This is a genomic window from Neobacillus sp. C211 (assembly GCF_051842875.1).
Lineage (GTDB): Bacteria > Bacillota > Bacilli > Bacillales > Cytobacillaceae > Neobacillus.
Genome location: NZ_JBPXRO010000030.1, coordinates 34,073 through 47,856, shown reverse-complemented (window position 1 = coordinate 47,856; position 13,784 = coordinate 34,073). Strand labels below are relative to the sequence as shown.

Below are 13,784 nucleotides of genomic sequence, written 5' to 3'. Positions count from 1 at the left end.
CACGGAAATTGCATATTACATTATGGGAGTTGCAGTAAGAGGAGAAAGGGTTGATGACAACTTGTTGCTGGATTCACTAATTAACAAAGCAGCCCAAGTAAGTTCAAACACTGTTGCAGTTGCTGCTGCAGAAGATCTAGAAGTCATTGAAGCGGTTATAGCTGCATTAGACCGGAATCTTGCCAATTTTATTCTATTTGGTGATGAAGAAAAAATAAATTCAATTATTGAATTAAAAAAACAGAAAAACATTAGAAATAATTATCTAAAAGTTATCAATGCAAATTCTAATGCTGCTGCTGCAGAATTAGCTGTAAAGGCCGTTTTTAACAAAGAAGCAAATGTCTTAATGAAAGGTAATATTCCAACCAATATTTTCTTAAAAGCAGTCTTGAATAAGGAATACGGACTTAGGACTGGAAATGTTTTATCACATATAGCTGCATTTGAGGTTCCAGGTTTCAATCGTTTTACGATTGTAACAGATGCTGCAATGAATATTTCTCCCGATTTAGAAGAGAAAGCACAAATTATTAAGAATGCTGTTTCCCTTGCGAGGTCGATTGGAATAGAAATACCTAAAGTGGCTCCTATTGCTGCCGTGGAAGTAGTTAATCCGGCAATGCAGGCTACCTTAGATGCAGCATTATTAACTGTGATGAATAAACGAGGACAAATATCTGATTGTATAGTAGATGGCCCGTTAGCTTTAGATAATGCCGTATCAACACTGGCTGCCGAACACAAAGGAATTCATAGTGAAGTGGCGGGAAATGCAGATATTTTATTAGTACCAACTATCGAAGTAGGTAATGTATTATATAAATCATTAATATATTTCGCAAATGCAAAAGTCGGTGCGGTAATAGCCGGGGCAAAGGCACCAATTGTGTTAACGTCCAGAGCTGATTCTGCTGAAAGTAAGCTTTATTCTCTTGCACTGGCATTATGCTGTGCAACAACAAATAGATAGTCAATAATCGAGGAGGAATTTTACATGGAAATTTTCAAGTACTTAGAACAATACGATTATGAGCAAGTAGTATTCTGCCAGGATAAACAATCAGGATTAAAAGCAATTATTGCTATTCATGATACAACTTTAGGGCCAGCATTGGGTGGAACACGTATGTGGACTTATGCATCTGAAGAAGCTGCAATTGAAGATGCCCTACGCTTAGCAAAAGGAATGACTTATAAGAATGCTGCCGCAGGATTAAATCTTGGTGGAGGTAAAACGGTTATCATCGGCGATCCAAGAAAAGATAAAAATGAAGCCATGTTTCGTGCATTTGGCCGTTACATCCAAGGACTAAACGGCAGATATATTACAGCAGAAGATGTTGGTACAACAGTCGCTGATATGGATTTAATTCATGAAGAGACAGATTTTGTAACTGGAATTTCACCGGCATTTGGCTCATCAGGTAATCCTTCCCCAGTAACTGCTTTCGGTGTTTACCGCGGTATGAAAGCAGCGGCAAAAGAGGCGTTTGGAACAGATTCACTTGAAGGAAAAGTAGTTGCTGTTCAGGGTGTTGGAAATGTAGCCTATACACTTTGTGAATATTTGCATGAAGAAGGGGCTCAACTTATTGTAACGGACATTAATAAAGAGGCGGTTAACCGTGCTGTTGAAGCATTTGGTGCACTAGCGGTCGACCCTGATGAAATTTATGGTGTAGAATGTGATATCTATGCTCCGTGTGCTTTAGGGGCAACAATTAATGATGAAACGATTCCACAGCTAAAAGCAAAAGTTATTGCTGGTTCAGCTAACAATCAATTAAAAGATACCCGTCACGGTGATATCATCCACGAAATGGGAATTGTTTATGCTCCCGATTATGTTATTAATGCTGGCGGGGTAATCAATGTTGCTGATGAACTCTATGGCTACAACCAAGAACGGGCAATGAAAAAGGTTGAACAGCTTTATGCAACGATTGAAAAAGTAATTGAAATTTCAAAACGTGATGGTATTCCAACATATGTAGCAGCGGACCGGATGGCAGAAGAAAGAATTGCAAGGATTCGTAATTCAAGAAGCCAATTCCTGCAAAATGGCCACCATATCTTAAGTCATAGAATATCTAGATAGGCACTACTTTTTTAAAAAATATATTCGCAGAGCGCTGAATGGGAATTCAGCGTCTTTGCCTTTCATAGGGCACTTATAGTTATATTAAATTACCATACGACTTCAACCATAAGAAATCCAAAATGGAGGTCAAATACGTTGCAAGATAATGAATATCGGATTCTCGTCATCAACCCTGGCTCGACATCCACGAAAATTGGGGTTTTCGATAATGATATTTCCATTTTAGAAAAAACAATTCGTCATGATTCAGAGGATATAAACTCTTTTGCAAATATAATTGATCAATACGAATTTAGAAAAACAACAATTTTGGAAATACTGGATAATGAAGGTATAAATATTTCCAAACTGTCTGCTGTATGTGGCCGTGGAGGTTTGCTTAGACCAATTGAAGGTGGAACTTATGCCGTTAATGATGTGATGTTAGCTGATCTTCGGTCTGGTTATGCCGGACAGCATGCATCAAATCTTGGCGGAATCATTGCATACGAAATTGCTTCTGGACGAAATATTCCCTCCTTCATCGTTGATCCTGTTGTTGTTGATGAGCTTGAACCACTAGCGAGAATTTCTGGATTTTCCTTAATTGAACGGAAAAGTATCTTTCATGCCTTGAATCAAAAAGCAGTCGCAAGAAGGGTAGCAAAGGAATTAGGGGAAAAATACAATGACTTGAATTTAATTGTTACCCATATGGGTGGTGGGATTACCGTTGGTATCCATAAACATGGTAAGGTAATTGATGTTAATAATGGTCTTCATGGAGATGGGCCATTTAGCCCCGAACGTGCTGGAACCGTTCCAGTTGGGGATTTAGTAGCACTTTGTTATTCGGGGGAATATTACCGTGATGAAATAATGAAGATGCTTGTAGGCCAAGGTGGCCTTGTTGGCTACCTAGGAACTAATGATGCGGTAAAGGTAGAACAAAGAATAGCAGCTGGTGATGATGAGGCAAAGCTTGTATATGATGCAATGGCCTATCAAGTAGCAAAGGAAATTGGGGCTGCGAGTGCTGTATTATCAGGAAAAGTAGATGCAATTATATTGACTGGCGGCCTTGCTTACGGAAAAGGATTTGTGAAATCTATCACCGACCGAATTAATTGGATTGCTGATGTTATTGTTCAGCCTGGGGAAAACGAACTTCAAGCTCTAGCTGAAGGAGCACTACGAGTCTTACGCGGTGAAGAAGAGGAAAAAGTTTATCCGGGTAAATTTAAAACAGCTAAAATTTAAGGTACTTGGGGAGGAAAGAAAATGGCACAAGAATATGATTTGGTCGTTCTTGGCGGGGGAACTGGTGGCTATGTAGCTGCCATTAGGGCCTCTCAGCTTGGATTGAAAACAGCTATTGTAGAAAAAGGAAAACTTGGCGGGACATGTTTACATAAAGGATGTATTCCAAGTAAAGCGCTCCTTAGAAGTGCGGAAGTTTATGCAACAACCAAACATAGTAAAGATTTTGGAGTTATCACGAGTGATGTAACGGTTGATTTTAGTTTAGTACAGGATCGGAAAAATAAAATAATTGATCAACTTCACAATGGAGTTCAGCATTTAATGAAGCAAGGCAAAATCGATGTCTATGAAGGATTAGGCAGAATCTTAGGGCCATCCATCTTTTCACCGATGCCGGGAACCATTTCTGTTGAAATGAATAACGGGAAAGAAAACGAAATGCTGCTTCCGAAAAATGTAATTGTCGCAACAGGTTCTAGACCGAGGACACTTCCAGGGCTTGAAATTGATGGAGAATATATAATGTCCTCTGATGAAGCATTGCAGTTAGAAACACTTCCAAGTTCCATCATAATTGTTGGTGGGGGTGTAATTGGAATTGAATGGGCGTCTATGTTATCGGATTTTGGTGTGTCAGTAACGGTTATTGAGTATGCTGACTGCATTATTCCGACAGAAGACAAGGAAATATCAAAAGAAATGCAGCGCTTAATGAAGAAAAAGGGAATTAAACTTGTCACAAGTGCAAAAGTGCTCCCAGAAACGTTGGTTAAGGATAATGGCGTGGCGATTTCTGCAGAAGTTAAAGGTGCATTGAAAGAGTTTAAAGCAGAAAAAATTCTAGTTTCGGTTGGACGTCAAGCAAATACAGAAGGAATTGGGCTTGATAATACAGAAATACAAGTGGAGAAGGGTTTTATTTTAACAAATGAATTTTTTCAAACAAAAGAATCACATATTTATGCGATTGGTGATGTGATTGGTGGATTACAACTGGCCCATGTTGCTTCACATGAAGGGATTGTAGCTGTTGAACATATCGCTGGGAAAGATCCTTCTCGATTTGACTATAATTTGGTCTCTAGATGTATTTATAGTAATCCGGAAGTTTCAAGCGTCGGGATAACAGAAGATCAAGCAATAGAAAAAGGTCATAAAGTGAAAATTGGAAAGTTTTCTTTCCGTGCTATTGGGAAGGCACTTGTTTTTGGAGAATCTGATGGCTTTGTAAAAATTGTTGCTGATGAGGAGTCCAATGATATTCTTGGGGTGCATATGATTGGTCCACATGTAACGGATATGATTACCGAGGCAGGACTTGCGATGGTATTAGATGCGACACCTTGGGAAATTGCACATACAATTCATCCACACCCAACTTTGTCAGAGGCAATTGGTGAGGCTGCACTCGCAGTTGATGGGAAAGCAATCCATTCTTAATAAAAGCAAAAGTTTAAATCTTTGAAAAAGTGTTAGTGTCTAGCTACAGTGCCTAGGGGCTCGAGACATAAGCCAATCGCTTCGGAAGGCAAAAAGCACGCCTTCTGTCAGCGCTAGTCTTATGCTTGTCGCCCCTGAACAAGGCACTTCCGCTTTTCGAATAACGAACAATAGGGAGGTATGAAATAAATGACAGAAAAGCGTCATGATGCTTTAGGTTTAAGCGACGGAAAAGTATTGGAAATGTATGAAACTATGCTTTTAGCCCGCCGAATTGATGAACGGATGTGGTTATTGAACCGTGCTGGTAAAATACCATTTGTTATTTCTTGTCAAGGTCAAGAAGCAGCACAGGTGGGAGCAGCATTTGCACTAGATCGTGAAAAAGATTATGTTCTTCCGTATTATCGTGATATGGGGGTAGTATTGGCTTTTGGTATGACCCCAAGGGAACTGATGCTATCCGGTTTTGCAAAAGCAGAAGACCCTAACTCTGGTAGTCGGCAAATGCCTGGCCATTTTGGCCAAAAGAAAAATCGGATTGTCACAGGTTCTTCGCCAGTTACAACTCAAGTTCCACATGCAGTTGGAATTGCCCTTGCCGGGAAGATGGAAAGGAAAGACTTGGTAACGTTTGTAACATTTGGAGAGGGTTCCTCTAACCAAGGGGATTTCCATGAGGGGGCAAACTTTGCAGGTGTACATAAACTTCCAGTTATCTTTATGTGTGAAAATAACAAGTACGCGATCTCTGTCCCAATCGAAAAACAATTAGCATGTGAAAAGGTTTCAGATCGTGCAATTGGATATGGTATGCCTGGCTTTACTGTTAATGGGAACGACCCATTAGAAGTTTATAAAGTCGTAAAGGAAGCAGCGGAGCGTGGCCGTCGTGGGGAAGGCCCTTCATTGATTGAAACCATATCGTATCGTCTAACTCCACACTCTTCTGATGATGACGACCGTTCCTACCGTGCTCCAGATGAGGTTGCAAAAGCCAAAACACAAGACCCAATTATAACTTTTGGGGCCTATTTAAAGGAAACTGGTGTCATGGATGATGAGATGGAAAAGGAAATAAATGACCGTGTGATGAAGCAAGTGAATGAAGCGACTGACTATGCAGAAAATGCTCCTTATTCTGCACCTGAAGAAGCACTGAAATATGTTTATGCGGACTTGTAAGGGGGATGTAACATGGCGATAATTTCATATATAGATTCAATCACAATGGCAATGCGAGAAGAAATGGAACGAGATCCAAGGGTATTTGTCCTTGGTGAAGATGTTGGCGTAAAAGGCGGTGTGTTTAAGGCGACGCAAGGATTGTATGAGCAATTTGGGGAAGAGCGTGTCATTGATACACCACTTGCCGAATCAGCAATTGCTGGGGTTGGAATCGGTGCAGCGATGTACGGCATGCGGCCGATTGCCGAAATGCAATTTGCCGACTTTATTATGCCGGCAGTTAATCAAATTATCTCGGAAGCAGCAAAAATCCGCTATCGCTCCAATAACGACTGGAACTGTCCGATGGTTATTCGTGCGCCATACGGCGGGGGTGTTCATGGTGCACTTTATCATTCCCAGTCAGTTGAAGCTGTTTTTGCTAATCAGCCTGGATTGAAAATTGTGATGCCCTCCACACCTTACGATGCGAAGGGACTATTAAAAGCTGCCGTCCGTGACAATGATCCGGTATTATTCTTCGAACATAAACGGGCCTATCGATTAATTAAAGGTGAGGTCCCGACTGATGATTACACTCTTCCAATCGGAAAAGCGGATGTAAAGCGCCAGGGAGAAGATATTACGGTTATTACTTATGGTCTATGTGTTCATTTTGCCCTTCAAGCCGCTGAAAAATTAGCGAAGGATGGAATCTCAACACATATTCTTGATTTGAGGACCGTGTATCCACTTGATAAAGAAGCAATCATTGAAGCTGCATCGAAAACGGGTAAGGTCCTTCTTGTTACAGAGGATAACAAAGAAGGCAGCATCATTAGCGAAGTCTCTGCGATCATAGCTGAAAATTGCTTATTTGAATTAGATGCACCAATTATGCGCTTAGCTGGACCGGATGTACCGGCAATGCCGTATTCTCCAACAATGGAAAAATTCTTTATGGTAAATCCGGATAAAGTCGAAAAAGCCATGCGCGAGCTTGCTGAGTATTAAACGAAAAGCGGAGGCGACTTGTTCAGCCCCGATAAGCGATGGAGGTCTTGACGGTGAAGTCGTTTTTGATTTCATTGGCAGGACCGAAGCGACTCGAGGGGCTAGGCGCCGGAGCTGGACAATAGGAGGTTGTAAAAAGTGGTAATTGAACAAATCAAAATGCCTCAGTTAGGGGAAAGTGTAACCGAAGGTACGATTAGTAAATGGCTCGTATCCGTTGGCGATAAAGTAAATAAATACGACCCCCTAGCAGAGGTTATGACAGATAAGGTAAATGCAGAAGTTCCATCCTCCTTTACAGGTGTGGTTAAGGAGTTAATCGCTGAAGAAGGTGAAACATTAGCAGTTGGTGAAATGATTTGCACAATTGAAATGGAAGGTGGAACTCCCCAGGAAACTGCTGCTTTAGTAACAAGCGGTGCCGCTGTACAAAGCGCTGCAGTAAGTGTAGAACCAGTGGACCAAGGAAACAAGGCCCGTTATTCACCTGCAGTTCTAAAAATTTCTCAAGAGCATGGGATCGATTTAACAAAGGTGTCAGGCACCGGTGCTGGCGGGCGAATTACTAGAAAAGATCTATTAAAATTAATTGAATCAGGAAAAATTCCAGTTGCAGAACAAAATGTTGAAGCTAACCAAGAGACAGCAGTTGTGGAAGCACCAACACAAGCAGCATCTCAGTCAGTTTCTACGCCTACAGTATCTGCACAATCTGTCAATATTCCGGTTGCAGTTGGTGATATTGAAATCCCTGTGACAGGCATCCGCAAAGCGATTGCCGCTAATATGCTGCGCAGTAAACACGAAGCACCGCATGCCTGGACAATGATTGAAGTGGATGCAACTAATTTGGTGGAGTACCGCAACTCCCTCAAAGATGAATTTAAGAAAAAAGAAGGCTTCAATTTAACTTTCTTCGCTTTCTTTGTCAAAGCCGTTGCGCAAGCACTGAAAGAATTCCCGCAAATCAATTCGATGTGGGCGGGAGATAAAATCATCCAAAAGAAAGAAATCAATATTTCGATAGCAGTGGCAACGGATGATGCTCTCTATGTTCCTGTCATTAAACAGGCAGATGAAAAAACAGTTAAGGGGATTGCACGTGAAATCTCTGAACTTGCAGTCAAAGTGAGAACAGGCAAGCTAAGATCAGAAGATATGCAAGGCGGAACCTTCACAGTAAACAACACAGGTTCATTCGGCTCTGTTCAATCAATGGGTATCATCAATTATCCGCAAGCAGCCATTTTGCAAGTGGAGTCCATCGTCAAGCGTCCAGTTGTCATGAATAATGGAATGATTGCTGTCCGTGACATGGTGAATTTATGTATGTCACTTGATCATAGAGTGTTGGACGGACTTGTTTGCGGCCGATTCCTACAACGCGTAAAAGAAATACTTGAAAATACATCAAAATCAACAACTTCGATTTATTAAACAAAACAACCGCTACCATGCTTGGCAGCGGTTATCTTGTTTTTAATTGCTTGAATTGTGTTTGTACCATAAAATAGTACTTAGTAGAATTAATTGAATTTTATTTCAATTATGTATAATGGGGGGGGATGAAAAGTTTGGAAAAAATAAAGAATCAGTCTTTTCCTTCAGGATCCACACATGAATGGAAAACTAAAGCAGAGCAATCTTTAAAAGGAAAAACGGTTGAATCCTTACAAACTACTACATATGAAAACATTATTTTGAAACCGCTTTATACCCATCAAGATGAGCGACCAGTACCTGATTTTCCAGGAGGTTCAGATTTTAGAAGAGGGACCTATCCGTTAGGTTACTTGACGAATGACTGGGTGGTCGCCCAACAACTATCCTATCAAACCGCAGAAGAGTTGGAGCAGAAACTCAGACAATCATTTAATAAAGGCCAAACGGCTATTTCATTTAAAGTCTCAAAAGCTTTACTAGATGTCGAAACAAACCTAGCAAAATTATTAGGAGAATTCTATTGTCAATATCCATTCTCAATTAACGCAAAAAGTTTACAAATTACTTTTCTTTCGGAATTAGAAAGAATGGCGGTTCAAGAAGGGGCTATCGACAATCTCCGAGGATATATTGGGGCTGATCCCGTCGCCATTTTCGCTGAAGAGGGGTGTATTTCTGAGGGATTTTTCAATGATTGGGTAAAAAACATTGTCCACTCAAATGAGAAATTACCTAATGTGCGTACAATTCTAATAGATACTGCTCCATATCATAATGGTGGGGCGAGCGCTGTTCAAGAACTAGGGATCGCAATGGCTGAAGGGATATTTTATCTTGAAAACTTTCAGAATGCAGGCATGGAACTGGATGAAATCTTTACAAAAATGATCTTCCAATTTTCGATTGGCAGCAATTTTTTTATGGAAATCGCAAAACTTCGCGCCGCTCGTGTACTGTGGAATCGAATAAGTAATGTTTACGGATCTTCTGATGATATGGGCAGGATGCATATAGCTGCTGAAACTTCTTCTTTCACAAAAACAGTAAATGACCCGTATGTTAACCTTCTGCGTGCTGGAAATGAAGCATTTGCGGCCGTGGTTGGGGGCGTTCAATACTTGCATGTGCGACCCTTCGATGATCTCACAGGTTCGACTTCGTTTTCGGAAAGAATTGCTAGAAATACTCAACTTCTTTTGAAGGAAGAGGCACATCTAACAAAAGTGATAGATCCTGCTGGAGGTTCTTGGTATATAGAAGAACTAACCAATGACTTAGCTGAAAAAGCTTGGGGATTTTTTCAACAAATTGAAGCAAATGGTGGCATTCTAGAAACTTTAAAATCAAATTGGCTGCAGCAGGAGATTGCTGTTGTCTATGAAAAAAAGAATCAAGATGTTCAAACAAGAAAGAAAAGCATTGTTGGAACAAATGTCTACGCTAATCTGGATGAAATTGTTACGCATAAAAAAACTCAAACGAGAAATTCATATTTTACTACTATGGAAAAATCGTTAATAAAAATGGAGGCCATTCCGGATCTGAGATTGGCAGAACCATTTGAAGAATTGCGAAAAAAGGCAAAGGATCTCGAAGAAAAATTAGGCTCAAAGCCGACTGTAGGGATGATTTGTCTTGGTGGATTAAAGCAGCATAAAGCAAGACTTGATTTTATGAAGGGCTTTCTTGCAGCAGGCGGTTTGAGAGCAGCCGAAAGTAAGCCGATATTATCTTTAGAGGAAGCTAGACAATTTATTTTAGAAACGCCTGCCAAGTATTATTGCTTATGCGGTACGAATGAACAATATGAAATAATCGGTTATGAAATCCTGCCTGCTCTAAAAACTGAATTCCCTGAGTTGATTTTTTACTTAGCAGGCCTTCCAGAAAAAGAGGAACTGGACCAATGGAAGGATGCTGGTATTAAGCAGTTTATCCATATGAAAAGCAATTGCTACGAAACGCTAACGTCAATCCTTAACGACCTGGAGGTGAGCAAGGTTGAAGAAACAAAAGCCTGATTTTCAAAATATTTCTTTATTTGACGATCAAAGTTTTATGACCAAAGAAGAGTGGCAGCAAAAAGTACACCAAGAGATAAATACCTCGATTGATGATTTACTGTTCGAGACAAATGAACAAATCAGTTTAAAACCGCTCTATACAAAAGAAGATCGTGAAGACCTTGAGCATATAGACAATCTGCCGGGACTCCCTCCTTATACAAGAGGGCCTTATCCAACGATGTATGTTAATCGGCCGTGGACAGTGAGACAATATGCAGGCTTTTCAACTGCAGAGGAAAGCAATGCCTTTTATCGCAGAAATTTAGCGATGGGGCAAAAGGGATTATCGGTTGCCTTTGATTTAGCCACTCACCGCGGCTATGACTCTGATCATCCACGTGTTGTCGGAGATGTCGGTAAAGCAGGGGTGGCCATTGATTCTATCCTTGATATGAAGACGTTATTTGAGGGGATACCTTTAGACCAAATGTCCGTTTCAATGACCATGAACGGGGCGGTTCTACCCATTCTTGCTTTTTTCATCGTGACGGCTGAAGAACAAGGTGTAAGTCAGGAGAAGCTGGCTGGAACCATCCAAAATGACATTTTAAAGGAATATATGGTTCGTAATACTTATATTTACCCTCCGGAAATGTCAATGAAAATAATAGCTGATATTTTTGAATATACGTCAAAATACATGCCAAAGTTTAATAGTATTAGTATTTCGGGCTATCATATGCAGGAGGCTGGTGCACCAGCTGATTTAGAACTAGCTTATACACTAGCGGATGGTCTGGAATATGTACGTACGGGTCTAAAGGCAGGAATTGAAATAGATTCATTTGCACCAAGATTATCCTTTTTTTGGGCAATTGGGATGAATTATTTCATGGAAGTAGCTAAAATGCGTGCCGCTCGATTGATTTGGGCAAAAATGATGAAATCTTTTCATCCGAAAAATGAAAAATCATTAGCGTTACGCACCCATTCGCAAACATCTGGCTGGAGTTTGACAGAGCAAGATCCTTTTAATAATGTTACACGTACATTAATCGAAGCACATGCTGGGGCAATGGGGCATACCCAATCCCTGCATACAAACGCCTTGGATGAAGCGATTGCACTGCCAACTGATTTTTCTGCTCGGATTGCTCGTAACACGCAATTGTTTTTGCAAGAAGAAACGGGGATTACAAATGTTATTGATCCGTGGGCAGGCTCCTATTACGTTGAAAAATTGACAGATGAATTGGTTAATAGAGCATGGACACATATTGAGGAGATTGAAGGTCTAGGTGGCATGGCTAAAGCCATTGAGACTGGGCTTCCAAAAATGAGAATTGAAGAGGCAGCCGCTAGAAGGCAAGCGCAAATTGATTCTGGAAAAGAAGTCATCATTGGTGTCAACCGTTATCGCCTTGAGAAGGAAGAAGCAATTGATATTTTAAATATCGATAATACAGCAGTTCGATTGAAACAAATTGAAAAATTAAATGTATTAAAAGCTAATCGTGATGACAAAAAAGTGGAAGAAACGATAACCGCTTTAACGAAAGCAGCGGAAACAGGTAAGTACAACCTCTTGGAGCTTGCTGTCCAGGCGGCAAGAGCGAGGGCAACTCTTGGGGAGATTTCCGATGCCATCGAAAAAGTAGCAAATCGACATAAAGCGGTCATCCATGCAATTAGCGGAGTATATAGTAAAGCTTTTAGTAATGAAGAAGAAATTTTGATAGTAAAAGAAATGTCCGACGAATTCCTGAAGAATGAAGGTAGAAGACCCAGAATTCTGATTGCAAAAATGGGTCAGGACGGACATGACCGCGGGGCAAAGGTCATCGCCACTGCATTTGCTGATTTGGGGTTTGATGTTGATATTGGTCCATTATTCCAAACACCAGAAGAAACGGCCTTGCAGGCAATTGAGAACGATGTCCATGTCATTGGTATGAGCTCGCTTGCTGCTGGGCACAAGACGCTATTGCCACAATTAGTGGCTGAACTGAAAAAACTAGGACGTGAAGATATCTTAGTTGTTATTGGTGGTGTTATTCCAGCACAGGATTACCAATTTTTATACGATAACGGAGCAGTGGCTATTTTTGGACCTGGGACAGTGATTCCGATAGCAGCACAAAAAGTAATCAAGGCAATTTACCTTCAACTCGGTTATGAGGAAGTGGCAGAGTAATGGCTGCAGATCAAAAACCCGAATGGAGCGATCCAAGAAAGCCCGAACTTTGCTCAAGTTTGGTAAGAAAAGGGGAGGAACTTGAAGGTCAAGCAACTTCTTTGCAAAAAAATATTCGATTTAAAAAACGTAACTCTTCAGAACCAGAAGTTGAAGAATTATTTGACGGGGTGCTAAAAGGAAACAGAGGCTTGCTTGCTCGTGCTATTACTCTTGTAGAAAGTAATGCAGAGCATCATTTCCAAAAATCACAAGAGTTACTGCAAAGATTGCTGCCTTACAGCGGAAACTCGATAAGGGTTGGAATTACTGGGGTGCCTGGTGCTGGGAAAAGTACTTTTATCGAAGAGTTTGGAATGTATCTCTGCAGTTTGGGTCTAAAGGTGGCTGTATTAGCAATTGATCCAACTTCGAGTATCTCGGGTGGTAGTATTTTGGGAGATAAAACGCGTATGGAACAGTTAGCAAGGAATCCACGTGCGTTTATCCGTCCGTCACCATCGGCAGGAAAGCTCGGTGGTGTTCATCGAAAAACAAGAGAATCGATGCTGCTATGTGAGGCAGCGGGATTTAATGTGATATTAATAGAAACGGTCGGCGTCGGACAAAGTGAATTTATCATCAGGGATATGGTCGACTTTTTTATGCTGCTGGTGCTGACTGGGGCAGGTGATGAACTGCAAGGCATGAAGAAAGGGATCCTGGAGCTTGCTGATGCGATAATTGTCCATAAAGCAGACGGGGATAATAAACAAAAGGCAGAATTGACAAGGAAAGATTATAATCGAATCCTTCACTTTCTGCAGCCATCGACAAAAGGTTGGATTTCAAAAGCCCATACCTGTTCATCTTTGACTCAAGAAGGAATTGATAAGATATGGGAAGTTATTCAAGCTTTTGAATCGAGAGGAAAGTTCACTGGAGTCTTGGAAGATAGAAGGAATGCCCAATCAAGAGAATGGCTCCATGCAATGATTACGGATCAGTTGCACTATCATTTTTATCACCATCCTGAGATCATGAACCAGCTGCCAAAATTAGAGAATGAAGTAATTACCGGTGGAAAGACAGTCGCTTCTGCAGTGGAAAGTCTTTTTAAGACTTTTTTTCAAAAAAAAGAATAAGCTGCCACAAGTATTGATATTTGATAATCAGACATTTTTACTGTTAATAT

Annotated in this window: 10 protein-coding genes; all 10 read left to right on the top strand. The window is 40.7% G+C overall.

Features of this window, described 5'->3' with window-relative positions; translation table 11 throughout:
* Positions 1–61 precede the first annotated feature (61 nt).
* The 10 genes from yqiS (at position 62) to meaB (ending at position 13,734) form a co-directional block, all read left to right on the top strand.
* Positions 62–973 carry a phosphate butyryltransferase gene (yqiS, locus tag ACSU6B_RS22975; protein WP_410888596.1) on the top strand — a complete coding sequence of 304 codons (912 nt, stop codon included), beginning with the start codon at positions 62–64 and terminating at the stop codon, positions 971–973.
* A 24-nt stretch (positions 974–997) separates the two neighbouring features.
* Positions 998–2,101 carry a Leu/Phe/Val dehydrogenase gene (gene bcd / locus ACSU6B_RS22970; protein WP_215005185.1) on the top strand — a complete coding sequence of 368 codons (1,104 nt, stop codon included), beginning with the start codon at positions 998–1,000 and terminating at the stop codon, positions 2,099–2,101.
* A 138-nt stretch (positions 2,102–2,239) separates the two neighbouring features.
* Complete coding sequence (buk, locus tag ACSU6B_RS22965; protein ID WP_410888584.1) at positions 2,240–3,343, top strand: butyrate kinase; 1,104 nt, start codon at positions 2,240–2,242, stop codon at positions 3,341–3,343.
* Between the two features lie 21 nt (positions 3,344–3,364).
* Positions 3,365–4,786, top strand: a complete 1,422-nt coding sequence (lpdA, locus tag ACSU6B_RS22960) for a dihydrolipoyl dehydrogenase (RefSeq protein ID WP_410888583.1) — start codon at positions 3,365–3,367, stop codon at positions 4,784–4,786.
* 189 nt (positions 4,787–4,975) lie between these two features.
* Positions 4,976–5,971, top strand: a complete 996-nt coding sequence (locus ACSU6B_RS22955; protein WP_410888582.1) for a thiamine pyrophosphate-dependent dehydrogenase E1 component subunit alpha — start codon at positions 4,976–4,978, stop codon at positions 5,969–5,971.
* A gap of 12 nt (positions 5,972–5,983) precedes the next feature.
* Positions 5,984–6,967: an alpha-ketoacid dehydrogenase subunit beta gene (locus ACSU6B_RS22950; RefSeq protein WP_168245010.1), complete on the top strand. Its 984-nt coding sequence runs from the start codon at positions 5,984–5,986 to the stop codon at positions 6,965–6,967.
* 138 nt (positions 6,968–7,105) lie between these two features.
* The gene (locus ACSU6B_RS22945; protein WP_410888581.1) at positions 7,106–8,404 is read left to right on the top strand and encodes a dihydrolipoamide acetyltransferase family protein; all 1,299 of its coding nucleotides are present in this window, start codon (positions 7,106–7,108) and stop codon (positions 8,402–8,404) included.
* A gap of 128 nt (positions 8,405–8,532) precedes the next feature.
* On the top strand, positions 8,533–10,431 hold the full coding sequence (locus tag ACSU6B_RS22940; RefSeq protein ID WP_410888580.1) for a methylmalonyl-CoA mutase family protein: 1,899 nt from the start codon (positions 8,533–8,535) through the stop codon (positions 10,429–10,431).
* Complete coding sequence (scpA, locus tag ACSU6B_RS22935; protein WP_410888579.1) at positions 10,412–12,610, top strand: methylmalonyl-CoA mutase; 2,199 nt, start codon at positions 10,412–10,414, stop codon at positions 12,608–12,610. Before ACSU6B_RS22940 ends, scpA begins: the two co-directional genes overlap by 20 nt.
* Positions 12,610–13,734 (top strand): methylmalonyl Co-A mutase-associated GTPase MeaB, encoded by a 1,125-nt coding sequence (gene meaB, locus ACSU6B_RS22930; RefSeq protein ID WP_410888578.1) that lies wholly within the window; start codon positions 12,610–12,612, stop codon positions 13,732–13,734. The genes scpA and meaB overlap by 1 nt, the downstream gene beginning before the upstream one ends.
* The last annotated feature ends 50 nt before the right edge of the window (positions 13,735–13,784 follow it).